We start from the raw sequence: 23253 nt of genomic DNA, 5'->3' as shown, positions 1-23253 counted from the left end.
TTGAGCGCTCCGTGTGAGACGCATCGTCGGTGCATGGCGCTCGGACGATGCGACGGGAGCGTGATGGGCATGAGCATCGCAAACGAGCACGGCGCGCAGCGGCGGGTCGGACATCATGAGCCGACCTTTGCCGAGCTGTATTCCCCAAAACTTCTCACGGTGCTGCGTGAGGGCTATGGCCTCGCCGATTTCCGCGCCGATGCGCTCGCGGGCCTGACGGTCGCGATCGTCGCGCTGCCGCTGTCGATGGCGATCGCGATCGCCTCCGGCGTCTCGCCGGGCCGCGGCCTCTACACCGCCGTGATCGGCGGCTTCCTGATCTCGCTGCTCGGCGGCAGCCGCTTCCAGATCGGCGGCCCGGCCGGCGCCTTCATCGTGCTGGTCGCCGCGACCGTCGACCGGCAGGGTCTCGATGGCCTGCTGCTCGCAACAATGATGTCCGGCGTGATGCTGGTGATCGCCGGCTATCTGCGGCTCGGCACCTACATCAAGTTCATTCCCTATCCGGTCACGGTCGGCTTCACCGCCGGCATCGCCGTGATCATCTTCGCCAGCCAGCTGAAGGACCTGTTCGGCATTACGCTTACGGCCAAGGAGCCGGGCGAGCTGATTCCCAAGCTCACGGCGCTCGCGCATGGCGCGCCGACGGCAAACCTGTCGGCGGTCGCGCTGGCGGCGCTGTCGATCGCGATCATCGTCGGGCTCAAGCGCCTGCGGCCGACATGGCCCGGAATTCTCATCGCGGTCGTGGTCGCGGCGGTCTTCACCTATGCGCTGCAGCTGCCGGTCGAAACCATCGGCACCAAATTCGGCGGCATTCCGCGCGAGCTGCCCGCGCCGACGCTGCCGGCGATGTCGCTCGCCAAGATCCAGGCGGTGTTTCCCGATGCGATCGCCTTCGCCCTGCTCGGTGCGATCGAATCGCTGCTCTCGGCCGTCGTCGCCGACGGCATGACCGGCCGCCGCCATCGCTCGAACTGCGAGCTGGTCGCGCAGGGCTTTGCCAATGTCGGCTCGGCTCTGTTCGGCGGCATCTGCGTCACCGGCACCATCGCGCGCACCGCGACCAACGTCCGCGCCGGCGCACGCGGCCCGGTGTCGGGCATGCTGCATTCGCTGTTCCTGCTGGTGTTCATGCTGATCGCGGCCCCCTTGGCGAGCTACATCCCGCTGTCGGCACTGGCCGCGGTGCTCGTGGTCGTCGCCTGGAACATGGCCGAGAAGCACGAGTTCGCGACCCTGGTCCGCTCGTCCTGGGGCGATGCCACGGTGCTGCTCGCGACCTTCGGGCTCACGATCTTCCGCGATCTCACCGAGGGCATCCTGGTCGGCTTCGCGCTCGGCGCGGTGCTCTTCATCAACCGGATGGCGCAGATGACCGGCGTCGAGGATGGCTCGCCGCTGGTCGCCGAGGATCGGGCGGACTTCGAGGATGGCGCGCGCGTGCCGTACAATCCCAAGCTCAGCGCCGACAAGGATGTGCTGGTCTATCGCATCACCGGCGCGTTCTTCTTCGGCGCCGCCTCGACGGTCGGGACCGTGCTCGACTCCATCGCCGACCGCCGCAAGGCCTTCGTGGTCGATTTCGCAGCCGTGCCGTTCCTGGATTCGACCGCCGCCAACGCGATGAGCCGCGTCGCCGCCAAGGCCAAGCGCCAGGGCATCCGGCTGTTCATCACCGGCGCCTCGCCGACGGTGCGCCGGGCGCTGTTGACCCACGGCGTGCGGCCGCCGCTGGTACGCTATCGCGAGACCATCGAGCGCGCCGTGGCCGACATCAAGGGCAAGGACGCGCCGCGGGAGGAGATCGCCGACGGGCTAGCGGCGAGCTGAGGCTTGACCTGGGCCGCCACGGCAGGCTGCGCGTGACGTCTGCCGCGCTCGTCCCCGAGGGGCCACCTCCAGGCTCCGAGCATTGACTCCGGCCGGAGCTTGTCCGATGTCACGGCCATGACCCTCGCCGCCAAACCTCGCGCCGCGTGCCTGATCGGCTGGCCTGCCGCGCATTCGCGCTCGCCCTTGATCCATCATCATTGGCTGCACCAGCTCGGGATCGCCGGCGGCTACACCATCGAAGCCGTGCCGCCGGAGGAGCTGGCGGACTTCGTCACCCATCTCGACCGGCGGGGCTTCGTCGGCGCCAACGTCACCATCCCGCACAAGGAACGTGTGCTGGAGCTGTCCGAGCCGGACGCGCGCGCCCGCGCCGTCGGCGCTGCCAACACGCTGTGGTACGAGCACGGCATCCTGCGCGCGACCAACACCGACGTCGAAGGTTTCATCGGCAATCTCGATGCTGCCGCCCCCGGCTGGGACCGCACCGACGAGGCGCTCGTCCTCGGCTCCGGCGGCTCGGCCCGCGCCGTGGTGTTCGGGCTGCTCGAACGCGGCATCGGCCGCGTTCACGTCATCAACCGCACCGCTGCGCGCGCCCAGGCGCTGGCCGATGAGTTCGGCAGCCGTGTCGCCGCCGAAGGCTGGGACCGCGTCGGTGCGCTGCTGCCGCGCGCCGGGCTGTTCGTCAACACGACCTCGCTCGGCATGCACGGCCAGCCGCCGCTCGCGCTCGACGTCGCGCTGCTGTCGCCGCATGCCGTGGTGGCCGACATCGTTTACGTCCCGCTGGAGACGCAACTGCTCGCGACCGCGCGGGCGAGGGGGCTCCGCACCGCGGACGGGCTCGGCATGCTCCTGCATCAGGCGGTGCGCGGTTTCGAATTGTGGTTCGGCCGCCGCCCGCAGGTGACGCCGGAATTGCGCGCGCTGGTCGAGGCTGATCTCCGCAAGAGATAGCGGATGATGCGCCGTCCACGGTGGGCCCGCGATGCAATATCGCCGCAATGCCACAGTCGATTTGATCCGTTGGGCAGGCTAGAACGACGCCCGGATCTGAGGACTGAGGATGATACGACCGGCTATTGGTATTTTGGTCTTCTTGTTGCTCTGCGTGGCGCCTTGCACCGCCGCCCCGCGCGTCGCGCTGGTGGTCGGCAATTCGGACTACCAAAGCGTCGGCAAGCTCGCCAATCCAGCCAATGATGCGCGCCTGGTCGCCGAGACGCTTCAACGTCTGGGCTTCACCCTCGTTGGTGGAGCGGCGCAGCTCGATCTCGACAAGCCGCGCTTCGACCAGGCGATCCAGGCCTACAGCAGGCAGCTCCTGGGCGCCGAGGTCGCCGTGTTCTACTACGCCGGTCACGGCATTCAGGTGCGCGGGACCAACTATCTGGTTCCCACCAGCGCCAATCCTGCCCGCGAAGCCGATGTCGATTTCATGATGGTCGATGTCGGGCTCGTCCTGCGGCAGATGGAAGCCGCCGGCACCAAGCTCAACATCGTGATCCTCGATGCCTGCCGCAACAATCCGTTCGGCGGACGTGGGCTGCGATCGAGCGATGGCGGCCTCGCGCAGATCCGCGCGCCCGAGGGGACGATTCTCTCCTATGCGACGCAGCCCGGCAATGTCGCGCTGGACGGCGATGACGGGCACAGCCCGTACACGCGCGCCCTGGTCGATGCCGTGCAGCGGCCGGGGCTGGACGTGCTGCAGGCGTTCAATCAGGTCGGGCTGACGGTGAAGAAGGCGACGGCCAGCGCGCAGCAGCCCTGGGTCGCCTCGTCGCCGATCGACGGCACGTTCTACTTCGCAGGGCCAGCCGCCGGGCAGCCGACCGCGCCTGTCGCCGCAGCCGCGACCCCACCTCCACCGGTCCCGGCTCCCGCATTGGCCAGTGCGCCGCGTTCGGCCGAGTTCGTCTTTCCCGACTCCGACCAGCGCTTGCTGTCGGCCGCCGACCTGCAAGGACGGACGATGGAGGAGCTGCGCATCGCCCGCAACGAGATCTTCGCGCGCCGCGGACGCCATTTTTCGTCACCCGAGCTCACGGCCTACTTCAGCAAATTCGCCTGGTACATGCCGCGGACGTGGGACCCCGTGCTGAACCCGGTCGAGGCGGCCAATGTCGAGCTTCTCGATCGCGCCGAAAATGGCGCGACGCAGCCGAGCGGTTTTCTGTTTGCCGACTCCGACCGCCGCCTGCTGACACCAGGCGAGCTGGCGCGGCTCTCCAAGGCGGAGCTGCGGCTGGCCAAGAACGAGATCTTTGCCCGGCGCGGACGGTTCTTCGACGCGCCGGATCTCAAGGCGTATTTCGGCCGCTTCGCCTGGTACGCACCATCGACCTGGAATCCGATTTTGAACGGTGTCGAGGAGGCCAACGTCAAATTGATCGATCAGATGAGCAAGCGGCCGTGATCGGTCGTACCGCCTGCTGGCTCGCGCCGGTCTGCGTCGGCCTGCCATTGCTGACGGCCTCGGTTGTGCGCGCGGAGACGGCTGCCGATCTGCTCGACCGCCTCGTGCAGGCCTATCCGCAGGCGCTGGCCGGCCATGATGGCGACGCCATCATCTGGCACGACGGCACGCGCATGCCCGCCGGCCAGCTCGATCCGCAGCGGTCCTTCGACGACAGGCTGCGCAATGCCACCATTCTCGATCAGCTCAGCCAGCCCTATCCGCGCGGCCAGCCATCCACACCGGCCGTCAACGCCGACCCCGGTCGCTTGAGGAACGAGGCGTTCTTCAAGAAGATGTACGGCGACTGCACCGCAGGCGGTGTGAGTCGAAGCCTGGTCACGATCACCTGGCTGCCGAAGAGCTGGGGCAAGACCGTCAGCGTCACCCGCGTCAACGGCGTGGCGGAACGGCTGAAGCAGATCTCCGCCGAGATCGATGAGCTCGACCCCAAGATCAGGCGTGCCGCCTTTCCGATCGCCGGTGTTCTGTCCTGCCGTCCCGTGGCCGACACCGGCCGGATGAGCATGCACGGCTATGCCGCGGCGATCGACCTGAACCTGGACTATTCCGACTATTGGCTCTGGAGCGCAAAGAAGTCGTCACTCATTCCCTACAAGAATCGCTTTCCGCAGCAGATCGTCGACATCTTCGAGCGACACGGATTCATCTGGGGCGGCAGGTGGTATCATTACGATACGATGCATTTCGAGTATCGGCCGGAGCTGCTGCCGCCGCAGGCGCGTTGAGCCCTGGCCCGCGCCGTTGAATGGACGCGGGAGAGAGCACGCGTTCTCACAATGGCTTGAGAATGGAATAAGCAGCGCGAAGCGGCGTCTCAATCCACGTACGCTCGACGGGCCGCTTGCGACCTGAATGAGAGCCCAAGCCTAGAGCCTCGGAGTTTCCCGCATGTCTTTCCGTCTCGCCCTGATCCGTCCCGCTGTTGCACTCGCCATGGTTGCGACCACCTCCATGCTCGCGATCGCTCAGCTCGCCCCGGTGCCAACGCGGGTCCGCGGCGCCATCGAGAGTGTGGATGCCGATACGATGACGGTGAAGGCCCGCAGCGGCGAAATCTTCAAGCTGCGCATGGCCGGTGACCTGCGCGTGTCCGGTGTCGTCAAGGCTGACCTCTCCGACATCAAGCCGGGATCGTTCATCGGAGCCACCACCGTGCCTGGCCCGGACGGTGCGCCGAAAGCGGTCGAGATCCACATCTTTCCCGAGGAGATGCGTGGCACCGGCGAAGGCTCGCGTCCGTGGGACCTGAAGCCGAACTCGAGCATGACCAACGCGACGGTGGCCGAAAGCTCGGTCTCGACCGATGGTCACACGCTGCTGGTCAAATACAAGGGCGGCGAGAAGCGGGTCGACATCACGCCGGAGACGCCGATCGTCACTTTTGTGCCAGGCGACAAGTCCGAGCTGAAGACGGGCGCCAAGGTGATCGCCACCGTCAAGCAGTTGCCTGACGGCGCGCTCGAAACAAGCCGCGTCAGTGTCGGCCGCGATGGGCTGACGCCGCCGATGTAGGAAGACGGTGCGCTCCCTCTCCCCGTTCTTCACGGGGAGAGGGTTGGGGTGAGGGGCAGCGGCGCGGGGGGGCAGTTTTTCTTGCTGCGAACTGATCTTCTGTTAGCTCGGCAATGATAGTCCATGCGCGCTCGATGCCTTCATCGACGCGAAGTCGCTGTGCCCGTCCGACGGACCACTATCTGAGCTTCTTCAGCCATGCCCCTCACCCGGATTGCTGCGCAATCCGACCTCTCTCCGCAAAGAGCGGGGAGAGGTTGCACCGTCCGCGCTGACGCCGCATCGGCTCCAACTAATCCGCCAGCACCTTGCGATCGATCTCCGCCACCGTATTGACGCCGCACAGGCCCATCGTCGTCAGCAGCTCGTTGCGGATGATGTCGATGGCCTTGGCGACGCCGGCCTGGCCGCCGGCGCCGAGGCCATAGGCATAGGCGCGGCCGAGCATGCAGGATTTGGCGCCGAGGGCGAGCGCGCGCATCACGTCCTGGCCGGAGCGGATGCCGCCGTCGAACATGATCTCGATCTTGTCGCCGACGGCGTCCGCGATGCCGGGCAGCACGTGGATCGACGACGGCGCGCCGTCGAGCTGGCGGCCGCCATGGTTCGACACCACCAGCGCCTGCGCGCCGGTCTCGACGGCGAGCTTGGCGTCCTCGATGTCATGGATGCCCTTGATGATCAGCTTGCCCGGCCAGATCGAGCGGATCCAGTCGACGTCCTTCCAGTTCAGCGAGGTGTCGAACTGCGCGGCGGTCCACGCCGAGAGCTTGGTGAGATCCTCGGTGTTCTTCACGTGGCCGGCGATATTGCCGAAGGTGCGGCGCTTGCCCTGCAGCACGCCCTGCACCCAGGCCGGCCTGATGGCGAAGTCGAACAGCTTGGACAGCGTCCATTCCGGCGGCACGCTCATGCCGTTCTTGATGTCCTGGTGACGCTGGCCGATCACCTGCAGGTCGACCGTCAGGCACAGCGCGGTGCACTTCGCCGCGATGGCGCGCTCGACCAGCGCCTTGATGAAGCCGCGGTCCTTCATGACGTAGAGCTGGAACCAGAACGGCTTCTCGACGCTGCCGGCGATGTCCTCGATCGAGCAGATCGACATCGTGCTCTGGGTGAAGGGGATGCCGGCCGCCTGCGCCGCGCGGCAGGCGTGGATCTCGCCGTCGCCATGCTGCATGCCCAGGAGGCCGACCGGGGCCAGGATCAGCGGCATCGAAGAGGGCTCGCCGAGGATGGTGGTCGACAGGTCGCGCTTGGAGACGTCGACCAGGATGCGCTGGCGGAATTTGATCTTCTGCAGATCCTCGCGGTTGGCGCGCAAGGTCTCCTCGGCATAGGAGCCGCGGTCGGCGTAATCGAAGAACGCCTTGGGCACGCGGCGCTTGTGCAAGAGGCGCAGGTCTTCAATGCAGGTGATGTGCTTCATCGCAGTGTTCGGCTCCCCACCGACGTCTCGTTTCTTGAGCTGGCAGATCTTGGGCTGGCACGTCCTCTAGCATCTTTGCTTCGGCTGCCAAATCCACCTTGGAACGGCAGCCCACCCGCCGGAACGAAGCGCAGTGGCGCGATCGCGATACGGCTTGCCATCCGGCTGGCCGGTGTTTCCGCGTTGCCACCATGCGGGGGGCGGCGCAGAGGCGTCCCGATCACCTCCGCCTGTTTCAGAAAAATTAGCCTTAACAGGAGGTTACCGGGGGGGAGGCAGTTTCCTGGTAATGATTCATCACATTTTTTGAAGCCAGGGCGGGTTTAACGGGACTATAACCCGCGGGCTGACCGGATGGGCCGTGCCGTGATTCGCGGGCCGCCGGTAACGAAATCCAGAAAGCCGTCGCTGGGGGTCAAATGAGCCGTAACTATTTCGGGACCGATGGGATTCGTGGCCGTGCCAACGGCCTGATCACGCCGGAACTCGCGCTCAAGGTGGGGCAGGCCGCAGGTCTTCTGTTCCAGCGGGGCGAGCACCGCCACCGGGTTGTGATCGGCAAGGACACGCGTCTGTCGGGCTACATGATCGAATATGCGATGGTCGCGGGCTTCACCTCGGTCGGCATGGACGTGCTGCTGGTCGGCCCGATGCCGACGCCGGCGGTGGCGATGCTGACCAAGTCGATGCGCGCCGATCTCGGCGTCATGATCTCGGCCTCGCACAACCTGTTCGAGGACAACGGCATCAAGCTGTTCGGGCCGCAGGGCTTCAAGCTGTCCGACGATGTCGAAAGGCAGATCGAGCAGCTGCTCGATGAGTCGCTCGACAAGAAGCTGGCGCAGAGCGCGAGCCTCGGCCGCGCCCGCCGCATCGACGGCGTGCATGACCGCTACATCGAATTTGCCAAGCGCACGCTGCCGCGCGATCTCTCGCTCGACGGCCTGCGCGTGGTGGTCGATTGCGCCAATGGCGCGGCCTACAAGGTCGTGCCCGAGGCGCTGTGGGAGCTCGGCGCCGACGTGATCTCGATCGGCGTGGAGCCGGACGGCTTCAACATCAACAAGGAGTGCGGCTCGACCTCGCCGGAAGCTCTTTGTCGGAAAGTTCGTGAGATGCGCGCCGACATCGGCATCGCGCTCGACGGCGACGCCGACCGCGTGATCCTGGTCGACGAGCGCGGCCACATCGTCGACGGCGACCAGCTGCTCGCGGTGATCGCGCAGAGCTGGAAGGAGGACGGCCGCCTGGCGCAGCCCGGCATCGTCGCGACCGTGATGTCCAATCTCGGACTGGAGCGCTTCCTGCAAGGGCAGGGGCTCGAGCTGGTGCGTACGCCGGTCGGCGACCGCTACGTGCTCGAGCGCATGCTGGCCGACGGCTACAATCTCGGCGGCGAGCAGTCCGGCCACATCATCCTGTCGGACTACGCGACGACCGGCGACGGCTTCGTCGCGGCGCTGCAGGTGCTGGCCACGGTGCAGAAGCTGCGCCGTCCGGTCTCCGAGGTCTGCCACAAGTTCGATCCGCTGCCGCAGATCCTGAAGAACGTGCGCTATCGCAGCGGCAAGCCGCTCGATGCCGACGCGGTGAAGTCGGCGATCGATACCGGGCAGAAGCGTCTCAACGGCCATGGCCGCCTGCTCGTGCGCTCCTCCGGCACCGAGCCGGTCATCCGCGTGATGGGCGAGGGCGACGACCGCAATCTGGTCGAGGAGGTCGTCGACGAGATCGTCGCCGCCGTCGGCAACGCGGCTGCGGCGGCCGCGTAGTCTTTCGCATCTCTCAGCTTTCAAAGCCTGCCATCGTTGTTCGATGGCAGGCTTTTTTGTTGGTGATGTCGCCTCGCGCCGACGGACGTTCAAGAACGGGGGAGGATGCGAGCGCTCTGTCGGTTTGAGCTGATTAGTTAGCGTGTGTCGGACCAGGACGGCTTGGCTAATAGTTTGTTAGGATCTGTTGCGTGACCGTTAACGGTTCCCGCGCGCTCACGAAACATCAACCTTAATTGTTAGGGTTAAGCGCTGCTTAAGCATTTGGTGCGATTGTACAGCCGTCAGTTGTGATGTGGGGCCCATTTCCGAACGCCTCACCGGCCAAAGGGACGAAGCCAATGCGTAGCGTTATGTCTTTGATCGCCGCCGGAGCGGCCTCTCTGTTTTCAACTCTGGCCTTTGCGGCCGACATGCCCATCATGCCTCCCCCGGTCTACGCGCCGCCCCCGGCGGCCGATTTCGGCGGCTGGTACCTGCGCGGCGACATCGGCTTCAGCAATCAGAAGGTCAAGGACGTTCATTACAGCCGCGAGTCGGCCTATACGCCGATGACCTCGTTCGAGCAGACCTCCGGATTCGACACCGCCGGCATCTACGGCGTCGGCGTCGGCTATCGCTTCAATAGCTGGTTCCGCGCCGACGTCACCGGCCAATATCGCGGCAATTCGAACTTCAAGGGCACCGATCGCTTCAACGCGACGGCGGGCGGCGTGCCGTATAGCGGCATCGACAACTACACGGCCAGCAAGTCGGAATGGGTCGTCATGGCCAACGCCTATGTCGATCTCGGCACCTGGTGGTGCGTGACGCCGTTCATCGGCGCCGGCGTCGGCGGCTCGCGCGTGACGATCTCGAACTTCACCGACACCGGCATCAACAACCTGCCGTTCACGACCACGAGCTTCGCCACGGCGCCGACCTCCTCGAAGTGGAACTTCGCCTGGGCGGCCCATGCGGGTCTGGCCTACAACGTCAATCCGAACCTCGTGCTCGAACTGGCCTACAGCTATGTCGACCTCGGGCAGGGCCAGACCGGCGTGCTGTCGACCTATACCGGCACCACCACTGGCAACAACTTCAAATTCAAGGACATCACCTCGCACGACCTGAAGCTCGGCGTGCGCTGGAATTTCGACAATCCTCCGCCGCCGCCGATGCCGGCGCTGATCCGCAAGGGCTGAGACGAGCAAACGTCATTCTGACTGAACGAACGGCGCGGGCTTCCCGCGCCGTTTCGCTTTTCCGACCGGTCCGAAGAGGCGTGCCCTCGCTGAAAGAATTGCCGGTAGCCGCGTTCCGGCAACGGATGATTAAGGTTAACGCGCGATGATCGCTCATCGAGAGTTCAGTGCTGATTGGAGCGTGACGATGCGTAGCCTGGTGGTGGCGGTTTCGGTGTGCGGCATGGTCTCGGCTGCCCAGGCCGCCGATATGCCCGACCTTCCGATCCTGAGAGGTGGCCTGACCGAAGGCCTGAGCAATGCGCGGGTCAACTGGGACGGCTACTATGTCGGCGTCCAGGGCGGTTATGGTTCGTCCGACGAGAATTTCAACGGCTCGACCAAGAACATGACGGCGGCGGTGCTGGCCAATACGCTGATCGAGAGCGAGATGCAGGTGTCGTCCTGGAACACCAATCTCGGCAAGCAATCTTCACGATCCTCGGGCTTCGGCGCCTTCGTCGGCTACAACAGCCAGTGGGACGACGTCGTGCTCGGCGTCGAGGCGAGCTATCTGCATGGCAAGTTCGGCGGCAGTGCCTCGTCGAGCCGCTCGCTGGTCAGCAGCGCCGCGCTGTCGGACGGCAACTACCACAGCGTGACCTCGACCCAGACCTCGCAGATCTCGATCAAGGACATGGCGACCATCCGCGGCCGCGCCGGCTACGCGCTGGGTTGCTTCCTGCCCTATGCGTTCTTCGGCCTCGCGCTCGGCAACGCCGATCTCGGACAGACCGTGACCGTTCAGGACCGGGTCAGCGCCACCCAGCTCGGCACCTACACGGCGCTTACGCCGCTCAGCTCCAACAACATTCAGCACAACCACCTGATCTACGGCTACAGCGCCGGCCTCGGTGTCGACGTCAATCTGGTGGGTGGCCTGTTTGCGCGCGCCGAGTACGAATACATCCGCTTCACCTCGACCGTCGACACCAGCATCAACACGGTGCGCGCCGGCGTCGGCTACAAGTTCTGAGCCTGTCGTCGCGACGATGGCAGACCCCATGTCGATCACCATTCGGCCCGCGCGGCGCGAGGACGTCGGCGCCATCGTGGCGATGCTGGCCGACGACCATCTCGGCCGGGCGCGCGAGCGCGTCGAGGAGCCGCTGCCCGATACCTACTACGCGGCGTTCGACGCGATTGCGCGCGATGCGAACATCACCCTGGTGGTGGCCGCGGACGCGGGCAGGGTGGTCGGCTGTCTGCAATTGTGCATCCTGCCGGGCCTGAGCTCGCAAGGCGCGTCGCGGGCGCTGGTCGAGGACGTCCGCGTCGCGACCGACCGACGCAGCCTGGGGATCGGCGAGCAGCTGCTGCAATGGGCCATTGCCGAGGCGCGCGGCCGCCGCTGCAATCTGGTCGAGCTGATGACGCACCAGAGCCGCACCGATGCGCAGCGCTTCTACGAGCGGCTCGGCTTTGCCAAGAGCCATTTCGGCATGGTGATGCGGTTCTGATCAGGAGCGCAAACGGTACGCAGCAATAGCATTCGGGCCGAACGCCTTGTCGCGAATCCCCGGAGGAAGCTGCGTCAGGCATTGCTCGAGCGCCTGCCTGATCTCGTCATACTCGCCCGCGAGCAGGCAGACCGGCCAGTCCGAGCCGAAGATCAGCCGGTCGGCGCCGAAGCAACGCGCGACGTGCGACACGTAGGGCTGCAGCCGCTCCGCGTCCCAGTCGGTCCAGACGGCTTCCGTGGCCAGTCCCGATACCTTGCACCAGACGTTGCCGTATGTCGCGAGCTCGGCGATGCGATCGGCCCAGTTCTGATCGAACCCCGTGGCGATTGGCGGCTTGGCGGCGTGGTCAAGGACGAAGCGCGCTTCTGGAAAAGCGCGCACCGTCGCGATCGTGGCCGGCAGCTCGCGCGTGCGCACCAGCAGGTCGTAGGTCAGGTCGTGCGCGAAGACGCGCTCCAGTCCGCGTCTGACGTCGCCGCGATCGAGCCACGCCGGGTCCGCCTCGTCATGAACCTGATGGCGCGCGCCGACCAGCTTTTCGCCACCCGGCAGCTCGCGCAGCCGGTCGATCGTCGATCCCACCGACGCATCGGTCAGATCGACCCAGCCGACGACGCCAGCAATGAACGGCGTGTCATGGGCGATGCGCAGAAACTCCTCGGTCTCTTCGAGCGACGACCGCGTCTGCACCAGGATGCTGGCATCGAGACCGTTCTCTGCCAACAGCGGGGCAAGGTCGGTGGGACCGAACGGGCGGCGGATTGGGGCCAGCGCGTCGCCCGCCATCCACGGATAATCAGCACGTGAGGGATCCCAGAAATGCTGGTGAGCGTCGATGGCGCGGCTCATGGTGCCTCTCCCGGCAGCGGCGCGCGCGGGTCGACCAGATTGCTGGCACGGAGCGCGCGCCAGAACGCCGCGGGGATGACCGTTTCGGCCATCGCAAGGTTGTCGGCCGCCTCCTGCGCATTGCGGGCGCCCTGCAGGCCGACGGTCACGGCGGGATGGGCGAGGCAGAACTGGATGGCGGCCGCCTTGAGGTTGACGCCGTGCTCCTTGCAGAGCGCGTCGAGCTGACGCGCGCGCGCGACCAGGGCGGCATCGGCGTCCTCGTAGTTGAACTTGGCGTGGCCATGCGGATTGGCCAGGATGCCGCTGTTGTAGATGCCGCCGAGCAGGATGGCGATGTTCTGCCTCCGGCAGACCGGGAATAGCGCCGTGAGCGCGCCCTGATCCAGCAGCGTGTAGCGGCCGGCGAGAAGGAAGCAGTCGACCGCAACGGCCTCGGCGAATCGCGCCAGCATCTCCGACTGGTTCATGCCGGCGCCGATCGCCTTGATGCTGCCGTCATCACGCAGCCGCTGGAGCGCCCGGAAGGCGCCGGCCAGGGCTTCGTCATAATGATCGTCGGGATCGTGCACCAGCAGGATGTCGATTCGATCGAGGCCGAGCCGGACCAGGCTCTCTTCGACCGAGCGCATCACGCCGTCATAGGAATAGTCGAACCGCGGGCGGAGCGGCGGCGTGCCCTTGTAATGCGGATCTTCCGCCGCTGCGCTCGGATCCGGGCGCAACAGCCGGCCGACCTTGGTCGAGATCACAAAACTGTCGCGCGGCTGCTGCCGCAGGAACGCACCGAGCCGCTGCTCGGCGAGACCGAAGCCATACAACGGCGCCGTGTCGAAAAAGCGCACGCCGCGCGACCAGGCCATCGCGATCGTCGCCTCGGCATCGGCATTGCTGACTGGCTCGAACAGGCCGCCGAGCGGGGCAGTGCCGAGGCCAAGCCGTGTGACGTCGAGTGAGGTCCTCCCGAGACGGACGCGTTGCATTCTTCTATCCTTGTTGTTGGGCGCGTGCAGTTCGCGTCATTGTGCATGAGCAGGTCGGACGACACAACGTCACGGCGTTGTGCGATACGGCATGGACGAGCAGGGGGGAACGATGCCGGACATCAATCCACTGACGGCGCTCGGCGTCGTCGCGGCAACGGCGGCGACCGACGCGGTGTATGTCATGTTCACATCGGCCGTGGTCGCGCGGCGGCGATTGCCGGCCGCGAATTGGAGCGCGATCTGGTACACGCTATCGTCGTTCGCGGTGATCAGCTACACCGAGAACTGGATCTATGTGGCCTTCGCCGCCGTCGGCTCGTGGATCGGCGCCTACGCGTCGATGACGTTCCTGCACCGTCCGCCCGCGGGCCAGGCACCGATCGGGTCGGCACCGGATTAGTTCGCGTCGTGCGGCAGGACATCTCCCGCTGACATTCGGGACAACTTCTCGAAGCGCAGTCGGGCGCGCCATATGCCAGCACGACTGCGTGAACGCGTGCGCGAAGTTCCTTGACGTGGAACGGCGCTTCCCTTAATCACCACGGCGGGACACCTCCCCCCAACGGGAGGCTTACTATCTGGAAGGATAGACGATGACTGCAGCGAAGCCCTCGCAGCGGCCTGCCGTGCCGCATTTCTCCTCCGGCCCCTGCGCCAAGCGCCCCGGATGGACCTCCGAAAATCTCAAGGACGCCCCGCTCGGCCGCTCGCATCGCGCGAAGATCGGCAAAGCCAGGCTCAAGCAGGCGATCGAGCTGACGCGCGACGTGCTCGAAGTGCCGGCCGACTACAAGATCGGCATCGTTCCGGCGTCCGACACCGGCGCGGTCGAGATGGCGCTGTGGTCGCTGCTCGGTGCGCGGCCCGTGACCACGATCGCCTGGGAATCCTTCGGCGAAGGCTGGGTCAGCGACATCGTCAAGGAGCTGAAGCTCAAGGACGTCACCAAGCTGCACGCCGGCTATGGCGAAATCCCGGATCTGTCGAAGGTCGACCCGGCCAGCGACATCGTCTTCACCTGGAACGGCACCACGTCGGGCGTGCGCGTGCCGAATGCCGACTGGATCAGCGCGAGCCGCGAAGGCCTGACCATCTGCGACGCCACCTCAGCCGCATTCGCTCAGCCACTAGATTGGCCGAAGCTCGACGTCGTCACCTTCTCCTGGCAGAAGGCGCTCGGTGGCGAGGCCGCGCATGGCATGCTCATCCTGTCGCCGCGCGCGGTGGAGCGTCTCGAAACTTACAAGCCGGCCTGGCCGCTGCCGAAGATCTTCCGTATGACCAAGGGCGGCAAGCTCAATGCCGGCATCTTCGAAGGCGAGACCATCAACACGCCGTCGATGCTGTGCGTCGAGGACTATCTGGACGCGCTGAACTGGGGCAAGTCGATCGGCGGACTCAAGGCGCTGATCGCGCGCGCCGACGCCAACACCAAGGTGCTGGCGGACTGGAAGGCGCGCACGCCCTGGATCGATTTCCTCGCCAAGGATCCGGCGATCCGCTCCAACACCTCGGTGTGCCTGAAGGTGGTCGATCCTGCGATCACGGCGCTGTCGGCCGATGCCCAGGCCGACTTCGCCAAGAAGCTGGTGTCGCTGGTCGAGAAGGAAAACGCCGGCTTCGACTTCGCGCATTATCGCGACGCGCCGGCCGGCCTGCGCATCTGGTGCGGCGCCACGGTGGAAGCGAGCGACGTCGCGCTGCTGACGCAGTGGATCGACTGGGCGTTCGCCGAGGCCAAGGCCGCGCTGCCGAAGGCGGCCTGACACGCGCTGGTCTCGCCGTCATTGCGAGCGCAGCGAAGCAATCCAGGGTGGCACAGACAGTCTGGATTGCTTCGTCGCTTCGCTCCTCGCAATGACGGAGTTGACGACAACGTAGGGGTAGGCAAAGGCGCAACGCGCCGTGCCCACCAATGATCTCACCTGACGCGAGAGAGCGGTGGGCACGTTGCGCTTTGCCCACCCTGTATGTTTCCCCATTTCCGCGCGCTGCGCGGCCCCCTCACAAAGGGGGCGTGAAGGATCATCGTCATGTCAAAGCCCAAAGTTCTCATCTCCGATGCACTGTCGCCCGCGGCCGTACAGATCTTCAAAGACCGCGGCGTCGAGGTCGACTTCCAGCCCAATCTCGGCAAGGACAAGGACAAGCTTGCCGACATCATCGGCGACTATGACGGCCTGGCGATCCGCTCCGCCACCAAGGCGACCGCCAAGATCATCGAGCGCGCCAAGCGGCTCAAGGTGATCGGCCGCGCCGGCATCGGCGTCGACAATGTCGAGATCCCCGCGGCGACGGCCAAGGGCATCATCGTGATGAACACGCCGTTCGGCAATTCGATCACGACCGCCGAGCATGCGATCACGATGATGCTGTCGCTGGCCCGCGAGATCCCGCAGGCCGACGCGTCCACGCAGGCCGGCAAGTGGGAGAAGAACCGCTTCATGGGCGTCGAGATCACCGGCAAGACGCTCGGCGTGATCGGCTGCGGCAACATCGGCTCGATCGTCTGCGACCGTGCGCAGGGCCTGCGCATGAAGGTGATCGGATTCGATCCGTTCCTCACCGAGGAGCGCGCCCTCGATCTCGGCGTCGAGAAGGTCGAGCTCGACGAGCTGCTCAAGCGCGCCGACTTCATCACGCTGCATACGCCGCTGACCGACAAGACCCGCAACATCATCGATGCCGCGGCGATCGCCAAGATGAAGCAGGGCGTGCGCATCATCAATTGCGCGCGCGGCGGCCTGATCGACGAGCAGGCGCTGCTCGCGGCCCTCAACAGCAAGCATGTCGCGGGCGCCGCCCTCGACGTGTTCGCCGAGGAGCCGGCGACCAGCAATCCCCTGTTCGGTCATGCCAACGTGATCTGCACGCCGCATCTCGGCGCCTCGACGACGGAAGCGCAGGAGAACGTCGCGCTGCAGATCGCCGAGCAGATGTCGGACTACCTGCTCACCGGCGCGATCTCGAATGCGATCAACTTCCCGTCGATCACCGCGGAAGAAGCGCCCAAGTTGAAGCCGTTCATCGCACTCGCCGAGAAACTCGGATCGTTCGCGGGCCAGCTCACCGAAAGCAGCATCACCAAGATCCAGATCACCTATGAAGGCCACGTCGCCGAGATGAAGACCCGGGCGCTGACCTCGGCGGTGCTGGCCGGCCTGCTCAGGCCGATGCTGGGCGAGGTCAACGTCGTGTCGGCGCCGGTGATCGCCAAGGAGCGCGGCATGATCGTCGACGAGGTGCTGCGCGCCGGCGAGAGCGACTATGAGAGCCTGATCACGGTCGCGGTCACCACCGAGCATCAGGACCGCGCGGTGTCGGGCACAGTATACGCCGACGGCAAGCCGCGCCTCGTCGACATCAAGGGCATCCGTGTCGACGCCGAGTTCGGCAAGTCGATGATCTACGTCACCAACGAGGACAAGCCGGGCTTCATCGGCAAGTTCGCAAGCCTGCTCGGCGATGCCAAGATCAACATCGCGACCTTCCACCTCGGCCGCGTCGCGCCGGGCAGTGACGCGATCGCACTGGTCGAGGTCGACGGCGCGGTGCCGGCGGAGCTGCTCGCCAAGATCCAGGCCCTGCCGCAGGTCAAGCAGGCCAAGGCGCTGGCGTTCTGATCGCCGGAGGCTGTCCTAGTCGAGCCAGCGGGGCAGCACGGCAGATTCTGCCGTGCTGCCTTTGTCATTTTCAGCGAAGTCGAATGATCATCTCCGCCGGACTCGTTTGAACCCGGCCAACTTTCCCTGCGTCTAACGCCCGATGAAGGACCGGCTGATCCGGTCTCGAGGGTGTTGGGCTGCGGAGAATGAGATGACCATGCGAAACAAGGGCCTGATTGCCACCGGTCTCGTCCTGGGCGCCGCGCTGACGGCTGTGCCCGGCCATGCTGCCAACCTCGACGCCACGTCCACGGTGGATGCGGTCACCGTCTATCCCGACGGTGCCACCGTGAGCCGGGTCATCTCGCTGGATCTTCCGGCCGGCGACTCTACGGCCGTTGCCAAGGATTTTCCGCTCGGGCTCGACGTCTCTTCGCTGCGGGTCGAGGGCGCGGCTGGAGCGAAGCTCGTGATCGGCACCGTCGATGCCAAGCCGCCGCGGGCGGCGCCCCCGGTCAATCTGCCTGAGATCGACAAGCGCATCGAGGCGCTGAAGGACGAGCGTGCCAATCTCGACGGCGCGATCGCCGCCGCGCTTGCGCGGAAGAAATTCGCCGAGCGGTTTGCGGAAGCCTCTCCCGCCGGCCTCGGCGAGAAGGGCGAGGCACGCCCCATCACAGAGTGGCGCAATGCATTTGCAGCCGTGGCCGAGGAGGTCGGTCAGGCCGACGCGGCCATAAGAGACGCCGAGCGCAAGCAGCGCGACATCGATCGCGAGATCGCGCGGTTGCAGGCCGATCGCGCGGCCAAACCGCCGAGCAGGATGGAGGTTCAGATCGAGCTGTCGGCAGCGACGGCGACCAGGACGACCCTGCGCGTGACCTACGCCGTGCGCAACGCCCGCTGGGTGCCACTCTACGATGCGCGTCTGGAGACGTCCGCCAAAGACCGCAAGCCCGCGCTGGAGCTGGTGCGTCGCGCGGAGATTCAGCAGACCACTGGCGAGGACTGGTCCGATGTCGCGCTCTCGGTGTCGACGGTACGCACGGGCCGCGGCGGCAGCGCGCCGGAGTTGCGGACCGTGATCGCGCAGTATCCGCCGCCGCCGTCGCCGCCGATGGCGCAACTCGGCACGTTGGCCGACAAGGCGCCGAGGCAGCGAAGCATGGAGTCGTATGCGCCGGCTGCAGCCGCGCCCGAGCCTGCCAAGCGGGCGGAGGAGCGCGAGACCGCCGTTGAGATTGGTGCATACCAGACTGCCTTCCGTCTTCCTGGACGCGTCAGCATCGGCACCAATGATGGCGCCAAGAGCCTGCGTATCTCCACCGCGACGATCACGCCGGAGCTGATCATTCGCTCGGCGCCGGTGGCCGATCCCACTGCCTATCTCGAGGCGAGCTTCACACAAGGAGAGGACGCGCCGCTGCTGCCGGGCAAGGTGTCGATCTATCGCGACGGCATGTTCGTCGGCAGCAGCAAATTGGCCGCCGCCGGCAAGGACGAGACCGTTCGCCTCGGCTTCGGGGCTGACGACAAGGTCAAGGTCGAGCGCACCGTGGTGAAGCGCAACGAAGGTTCGGCCGGCCTGATCGTGACGACGGCAAAGATCGACGAGCGCGCCTTCAAGACGACGATTCGCAACGCGCACGATTTCCCGGTCAAGGTCGCGATCCAGGATCAGCTGCCGGTCAGCGAGAACGAGGAGATCACGGTCGAGATGCTGCCGGCGACCACGCCGCCGACATCGACCAACGTGCGCGACCGCCGCGGCGTCACCGAGTGGATGCTCGATGCCAAGCCCGGCGAGACGAAAGAGCTCTCGTTTGCCTGGCGCGTCCGCTGGCCGAAGGACAAGACGGTGGTGATGAGCCCATCAGGTTAGCCGATCATGGGCGGATGGCCCGGTGTGCAGACATCCGCCCGCGTCACGCGCCCCGATGATCGTTCTATCAACTTGAGATCGGGGCGCGGACATTGGTGGTATCAGGAGTTTCGGATCCTGCTCCGGCTTGCTCCGCCCGATCGACGCAGCTGAGGCCTGATTGCGTCAGGTCTGCCCTCATCCGAACTTAAAGCCGTCGTAGATGCCGGCCATGCCGTGTCTTCACCCGGACGCGGATGCAAGTAGCAAGCGGCGGCATTCGGAAGCTACGACTGCAGGATACGGGAAAAAGAGCTTTCGCGATCAAGCGGCCGTAGGAAAAAATGACCGGCTTGTCCCGATCTTCGGGCAGACCAAGCCGATTCTTTCCTGATGTTTCCGGCATTCCAAATCGTCATGGCGATATCCGAATTACCGCAGCCGCTGACCATCCCGGTTGGCCGCATGCTTGCGTCCGGTCTGTGCGCGTCGTTCGGCGGACAGGAACGGAGGCCTCAGTCTACAAGATGCAATTTTTGTCTCTCGCCTCGTGCATCGCGCGGCGCTCGCTTAGCCCGGCGATTCTTGCTGCCGTCTTCCTGACGGGGAGTGCAAGTGGCGCCCTCTCGGCGGACAACGTGAATCTCGTCCGCGAGCTGGCCGGACGTGTCGGCCCGATCATCGGGTCGTCTCAGGCATGCACCAGCATAGCGACCCGTCGCGTGCAGGCGATCCTCGCCAAGTTTCAGGAAGCGATCCGCGAGGCGTCGACCAATCCGAATGATCGCAACGAGCTTGCCCGCGAGTTCGAGCGCAACATCGCGGAGGGACGTGCCGCGGTGAATGGCGGACGCGCCGACTGCCGGCTGGTCGAGCGCCAGCTCGCCGATCTCGAGCGGAGCGTCGGTGCGCCGCCGCCGGGCCCGGCGACCTCCGCTGCGCCGGCTGGAGCCAATGCGGCGGTGAGCACGGCAAGACCGGCCGCGCCCGGCGAGGTGCGGGGCGTGACCGACCAGGAAATCCGCTTCGGCATGGTCATCCCCTATACGGGGAGCGCCAAGGAGAACGGACAGAGCTACAAGCGCGGCATCGAGGTCGCGTTCGCCCGGAGCAACGCCGCGGGCGGCGTCCATGGACGAATGCTCAAGCTGATTGCCGCCGATGACGGCTTCGAGCCATCGCGGACGCCTGAGGCGATGAAGCTGCTCTGGGACAGGGAGCGCGTGTTCGGGTTCCTCGGCAATCTCGGCACGCCGACGGCGGCCGTCGCCGTTCCGTTCGCGCTGGAGCGCCGCGTGCTGTTCTTCGCGCCGTTCACGGGCGGCAGCGTGGTGCGGCACGATCCTCCGGATCGCTACGTCTTCAACTACAGGCCGAGCTTCGTCGAAGAGGCCGACGCCGCGGTGCGCTATCTGCTGAAGATGCGCAAGATCAGGCCGAACCAGATCGCGGTGTTCGGGCAGAACGACGATCTCGGCGAGCAGGGCTTTGCAGGCGTCGCAAGGGCCTATCGCGCCGCCGGCCTCAACGATGCGTCGATCGTGCGCCTGGTCTATAACCGCAACTCGATCGACATGGACGAGGCGGTCGCGCAGCTCAGGGCCCAGAAGGTGCCGATCAAGGCGATCGTCATGGTCGGGACCACGCGACCGGCGGCGAAATTCATCGAGAAGACACGCGATCTTTTTCCGGGCATGATCTACACCAATATGTCGATCGTCGGCGCCACCGCGCTGGCGCAGGAATTGATGCTGCTGGGACCGCGCTTCACCGAGAACGTCATCGTCACGCAGGCAGTACCGGCCGTGTCGGGCTATTCGAGCACCGTGCTCGAGTTCAAGGCGGCGCTGGCGCAGGCGTCTCCGGGCGAGGTCCCGGACTACATCTCGCTCGAAGGCTACGTCGCAGCCAATCTCCTGATCGATGCCCTGAAGCGTTGCGGGCCGCAGCTCGACACGGAACGGCTGGTGGAGACGCTTGAGAGCACGCGCAATCTCGACATGGGACTTGGCGCCTCGCTCAACCTGAGCCGCGGCGATCACCAGGCGCTGCACAAGGTCTGGGGCACACAGCTCGACAAGTCGGGATCCTACCAGCCGATCGATCTGGAATGAGGCTGGCGCCCACCGCGCGGCTTGAGAAGACGGCACGGAGCGGCATGCGGCCAGGCCGGATGACGCTCCGGTCGTGTCGGGCGGACTTGATCCAGGACAAGCGTGTGAACGGCCTCGCTTGTTAAACGCAGTCGAGGCTCCATCGGCATCGATCATGGTCGGCTGCCGAGTCCTGGAGCGCTGCCACGAGTGCCCGACATGGAATCCGATCCGAACACCCGCAAGCAGGCCATTGCCGTCGGCTACATCTTCCTGGCCGGCGTCGGCATGCTGCTGCTGCAATGGCTGCTGACGACCTACAATACCGTCGAGACGATTCCCTACAGCCAGTTCGAGCAGATGGTCGAGCAGGGCAAGATCTCCGAGGTCTCGGTCGGCCAGGACACCATCCAGGGCAAGTTCAAGGACAAGCAGGCAGACGGCAAGACCGCGTTCATCACGGCACGGGTCGATCCGCCGCTGGCCGAGAAGCTCGCGACCAAGGGCGTCACGGTGACCGGCGTGCCGTCGGGCGGCGTGATCCAGACGCTGCTGTCCTGGGTCGTGCCGGCGCTGATGTTCTATCTGATCTGGGTCTTCCTCGGCCGCAAGGTCATGGACCGCCAGGGCTTCGGCGGGCTGATGTCGATCGGAAAGTCGCGCGCCAAGGTCTATGTCGAGACCGACACCAAGGTGACCTTTGCCGACGTCGCGGGCGTCGACGAAGCCAAGTTCGAGCTGCAGGAGGTCGTGCAGTTCCTGAAGGATCCGAAGAGCTATGGCCGGCTCGGCGCGCACGTGCCGAAGGGCATCCTGCTGGTCGGTCCGCCCGGCACCGGCAAGACGCTGCTGGCGCGCGCGGTCGCCGGCGAGGCGGGCGTTGCATTCTTCTCCATTTCCGGTTCCGAGTTCGTGGAAATGTTCGTCGGCGTCGGCGCCGCGCGGGTGCGCGATTTGTTCGAGCAGGCGCGCAAGGCCGCCCCCTGCATCATCTTCATCGACGAACTCGATGCGCTCGGCCGCAGCCGCTCGGCGGGGGCTCAGCTCGGCGGCTATGACGAGAAGGAGCAGACGCTCAATCAGTTGCTGGCGGAGCTCGATGGTTTCGATCCGAGCTCCGGTGTCATCCTGCTGGCCGCCACCAACCGGCCGGAGATCCTGGATCCCGCATTGCTGCGCGCCGGCCGCTTCGATCGCCAGGTGCTGGTCGACCGGCCCGACCGGAGCGGGCGGCTCGCGATCCTCAAGGTTCACGTCCGCAAGATCACGATGGCGGACAGCGTCGACCTCGACAAGGTCGCCGCGCTGACGGCGGGCTTCACCGGCGCCGATCTCGCCAACCTGATCAACGAGGCCGCGATCGCGGCGACGCGCCGCAAGGGCCACGAGGTGACGTTCGAAGACTTCACCACGGCGATCGAGCGTATCGTCGCGGGCATCGAGAAGAAGAGCCGCGTGCTCAGCCCGGCCGAGCGCCGCCGCGTCGCCTATCACGAGATGGGGCATGCGCTGGTCGCAGCCAATCTCGCCGGCGTCGATCCGGTGCAGAAGGTCTCGATCATTCCGCGCGGCGTCGGCGCGCTCGGCTACACGATGCAGCGGCCGACCGAGGACCGCTTCCTGCTCGCGGTCAGCGAGCTCAAGAACCGCATCGCAGTGCTGATGGGCGGTCGCGCTTCCGAGCAGATCATCTTCGACGGCGACGTCTCGACCGGCGCGGCCGACGATCTGCAACGCGCGACCGAGATCGCCATCGAGATGGTCACGAAGTACGGCATGGACGCGACGCTTGGTCAGCGTACCTACGCGCCGCGTCCGCAAGTGTCGTTCCTGCAGCCGCAGGACCAGATCGTGTCGGCGGCCGAGGACACCGGTCGCGAAATTGATCTCGCCGTCCGCGACCTGATCGCCGAAGGCGGTGCCCGCGCCCGGGCGATTCTCGACGGCCATCGGCAGGATCTGGAGCGCGGCGTCGCGCTCTTGATCGCCAAGGAGACGCTGACGGCCGAGGAGTTCGCGCCGTTGCGCCCGACCTCCGCTCCGGTCCCGTCCGGGGATGTTGCCGTGCCGAGCTGATCCGGGTTAATACGGGAGGCATTCGCAACCGAACCCTAACCATCGCCTGATCATTTGATCTGCAGG

18 protein-coding genes are annotated in these 23253 nt (G+C 65.9%); 15 read left to right on the top strand and 3 right to left on the bottom strand.

Annotated features, from left to right (window positions below):
- Nucleotides 1–69: 69 nt before the first annotated feature.
- From QXZ94_RS18975 to QXZ94_RS18955, 5 genes are all read left to right on the top strand, one after another.
- The gene (locus QXZ94_RS18975) at nt 70–1833 is read left to right on the top strand and encodes a SulP family inorganic anion transporter (protein WP_315721702.1); all 1764 of its coding nucleotides are present in this window, start codon (nt 70–72) and stop codon (nt 1831–1833) included.
- Between the two features lie 117 nt (nt 1834–1950).
- Nucleotides 1951–2793 carry a shikimate dehydrogenase gene (locus QXZ94_RS18970; protein ID WP_315721701.1) on the top strand — a complete coding sequence of 281 codons (843 nt, stop codon included), beginning with the start codon at nt 1951–1953 and terminating at the stop codon, nt 2791–2793.
- Between the two features lie 109 nt (nt 2794–2902).
- Complete coding sequence (locus tag QXZ94_RS18965) at nt 2903–4255, top strand: YARHG domain-containing protein (RefSeq protein WP_315721700.1); 1353 nt, start codon at nt 2903–2905, stop codon at nt 4253–4255.
- On the top strand, nt 4252–5043 hold the full coding sequence (locus tag QXZ94_RS18960) for a M15 family metallopeptidase (RefSeq protein WP_315721699.1): 792 nt from the start codon (nt 4252–4254) through the stop codon (nt 5041–5043). Before QXZ94_RS18965 ends, QXZ94_RS18960 begins: the two co-directional genes overlap by 4 nt.
- Before the next feature lie 226 nt (nt 5044–5269).
- Complete coding sequence (locus QXZ94_RS18955) at nt 5270–5830, top strand: hypothetical protein (protein ID WP_315726374.1); 561 nt, start codon at nt 5270–5272, stop codon at nt 5828–5830.
- A gap of 292 nt (nt 5831–6122) precedes the next feature.
- Here the strand turns inward: QXZ94_RS18955 and QXZ94_RS18950 are convergent, their stop codons facing one another.
- Entirely contained in the window at nt 6123–7259 is a 1137-nt protein-coding gene (locus QXZ94_RS18950; RefSeq protein ID WP_172132340.1) for an alpha-hydroxy acid oxidase, read from the bottom strand.
- 419 nt (nt 7260–7678) lie between these two features.
- Between QXZ94_RS18950 and glmM the strand changes: the two genes are divergently transcribed.
- The 4 genes from glmM to QXZ94_RS18930 all read left to right on the top strand — a co-directional run bounded on the left by glmM (nt 7679) and on the right by QXZ94_RS18930 (nt 11714).
- Nucleotides 7679–9031, top strand: a complete 1353-nt coding sequence (gene glmM, locus QXZ94_RS18945; RefSeq protein WP_315721698.1) for a phosphoglucosamine mutase — start codon at nt 7679–7681, stop codon at nt 9029–9031.
- 341 nt (nt 9032–9372) lie between these two features.
- The gene (locus tag QXZ94_RS18940) at nt 9373–10215 is read left to right on the top strand and encodes an outer membrane protein (RefSeq protein ID WP_315721697.1); all 843 of its coding nucleotides are present in this window, start codon (nt 9373–9375) and stop codon (nt 10213–10215) included.
- Between the two features lie 187 nt (nt 10216–10402).
- Nucleotides 10403–11230, top strand: coding sequence for an outer membrane protein (locus tag QXZ94_RS18935; protein WP_315721696.1), 828 nt, complete (start codon nt 10403–10405; stop codon nt 11228–11230).
- A gap of 28 nt (nt 11231–11258) precedes the next feature.
- Entirely contained in the window at nt 11259–11714 is a 456-nt protein-coding gene (locus QXZ94_RS18930; RefSeq protein WP_315721695.1) for a GNAT family N-acetyltransferase, read from the top strand.
- On the opposite strand, the gene QXZ94_RS18925 is transcribed toward QXZ94_RS18930, so the two are convergent.
- Nucleotides 11715–12566: an amidohydrolase family protein gene (locus tag QXZ94_RS18925; RefSeq protein WP_315721694.1), complete on the bottom strand. Its 852-nt coding sequence runs from the start codon at nt 12564–12566 to the stop codon at nt 11715–11717.
- Nucleotides 12563–13549, bottom strand: a complete 987-nt coding sequence (locus QXZ94_RS18920; RefSeq protein WP_315721693.1) for an aldo/keto reductase — start codon at nt 13547–13549, stop codon at nt 12563–12565. Before QXZ94_RS18920 ends, QXZ94_RS18925 begins: the two co-directional genes overlap by 4 nt.
- Nucleotides 13550–13661: 112 nt before the next feature.
- On the opposite strand from QXZ94_RS18920, the gene QXZ94_RS18915 reads away from it, so the two are divergent.
- The 6 genes from QXZ94_RS18915 to ftsH all read left to right on the top strand — a co-directional run bounded on the left by QXZ94_RS18915 (nt 13662) and on the right by ftsH (nt 23187).
- On the top strand, nt 13662–13952 hold the full coding sequence (locus QXZ94_RS18915) for a hypothetical protein (protein ID WP_172112511.1): 291 nt from the start codon (nt 13662–13664) through the stop codon (nt 13950–13952).
- Nucleotides 13953–14145: 193 nt separating this feature from the next.
- Entirely contained in the window at nt 14146–15318 is a 1173-nt protein-coding gene (locus tag QXZ94_RS18910; RefSeq protein ID WP_315721692.1) for a phosphoserine transaminase, read from the top strand.
- 267 nt (nt 15319–15585) lie between these two features.
- Nucleotides 15586–17175, top strand: a complete 1590-nt coding sequence (gene serA, locus QXZ94_RS18905) for a phosphoglycerate dehydrogenase (RefSeq protein ID WP_315721691.1) — start codon at nt 15586–15588, stop codon at nt 17173–17175.
- A gap of 199 nt (nt 17176–17374) precedes the next feature.
- Nucleotides 17375–19039 (top strand): mucoidy inhibitor MuiA family protein, encoded by a 1665-nt coding sequence (locus QXZ94_RS18900; RefSeq protein ID WP_315726370.1) that lies wholly within the window; start codon nt 17375–17377, stop codon nt 19037–19039.
- A 506-nt stretch (nt 19040–19545) separates the two neighbouring features.
- Nucleotides 19546–21132: an ABC transporter substrate-binding protein gene (locus QXZ94_RS18895; protein WP_315721690.1), complete on the top strand. Its 1587-nt coding sequence runs from the start codon at nt 19546–19548 to the stop codon at nt 21130–21132.
- Between the two features lie 198 nt (nt 21133–21330).
- Nucleotides 21331–23187 (top strand): ATP-dependent zinc metalloprotease FtsH, encoded by a 1857-nt coding sequence (gene ftsH / locus QXZ94_RS18890; protein ID WP_315721689.1) that lies wholly within the window; start codon nt 21331–21333, stop codon nt 23185–23187.
- Nucleotides 23188–23253: the final 66 nt, after the last annotated feature.

It is taken from the genome of Bradyrhizobium sp. SZCCHNS2022, from assembly GCF_032377575.1.
In the GTDB taxonomy this organism is placed as follows: Bacteria; Pseudomonadota; Alphaproteobacteria; order Rhizobiales; family Xanthobacteraceae; genus Bradyrhizobium; species Bradyrhizobium aeschynomenes.
The sequence above is the reverse complement of the archived record's forward strand: the minus strand, read 5'-3'. Positions and strand labels throughout refer to the sequence as shown.

Coding starts and splice junctions, on each gene's coding strand:
- QXZ94_RS18975 (WP_315721702.1), top strand. CDS start 70: ATGAGCATCGCAAACGAGCACGGCGCGCAGCGGCGGGTCGGACATCAT.
- QXZ94_RS18970 (WP_315721701.1), top strand. CDS start 1,951: ATGACCCTCGCCGCCAAACCTCGCGCCGCGTGCCTGATCGGCTGGCCT.
- QXZ94_RS18965 (WP_315721700.1), top strand. CDS start 2,903: ATGATACGACCGGCTATTGGTATTTTGGTCTTCTTGTTGCTCTGCGTG.
- QXZ94_RS18955 (WP_315726374.1), top strand. CDS start 5,270: ATGCTCGCGATCGCTCAGCTCGCCCCGGTGCCAACGCGGGTCCGCGGC.
- QXZ94_RS18950 (WP_172132340.1), bottom strand. CDS start 7,259: ATGAAGCACATCACCTGCATTGAAGACCTGCGCCTCTTGCACAAGCGC.
- glmM (WP_315721698.1), top strand. CDS start 7,679: ATGAGCCGTAACTATTTCGGGACCGATGGGATTCGTGGCCGTGCCAAC.
- QXZ94_RS18940 (WP_315721697.1), top strand. CDS start 9,373: ATGCGTAGCGTTATGTCTTTGATCGCCGCCGGAGCGGCCTCTCTGTTT.
- QXZ94_RS18935 (WP_315721696.1), top strand. CDS start 10,403: ATGCGTAGCCTGGTGGTGGCGGTTTCGGTGTGCGGCATGGTCTCGGCT.
- QXZ94_RS18930 (WP_315721695.1), top strand. CDS start 11,259: ATGTCGATCACCATTCGGCCCGCGCGGCGCGAGGACGTCGGCGCCATC.
- QXZ94_RS18925 (WP_315721694.1), bottom strand. CDS start 12,566: ATGAGCCGCGCCATCGACGCTCACCAGCATTTCTGGGATCCCTCACGT.
- QXZ94_RS18920 (WP_315721693.1), bottom strand. CDS start 13,549: ATGCAACGCGTCCGTCTCGGGAGGACCTCACTCGACGTCACACGGCTT.
- QXZ94_RS18915 (WP_172112511.1), top strand. CDS start 13,662: ATGCCGGACATCAATCCACTGACGGCGCTCGGCGTCGTCGCGGCAACG.
- QXZ94_RS18910 (WP_315721692.1), top strand. CDS start 14,146: ATGACTGCAGCGAAGCCCTCGCAGCGGCCTGCCGTGCCGCATTTCTCC.
- serA (WP_315721691.1), top strand. CDS start 15,586: ATGTCAAAGCCCAAAGTTCTCATCTCCGATGCACTGTCGCCCGCGGCC.
- QXZ94_RS18900 (WP_315726370.1), top strand. CDS start 17,375: ATGCGAAACAAGGGCCTGATTGCCACCGGTCTCGTCCTGGGCGCCGCG.
- QXZ94_RS18895 (WP_315721690.1), top strand. CDS start 19,546: ATGCAATTTTTGTCTCTCGCCTCGTGCATCGCGCGGCGCTCGCTTAGC.
- ftsH (WP_315721689.1), top strand. CDS start 21,331: ATGGAATCCGATCCGAACACCCGCAAGCAGGCCATTGCCGTCGGCTAC.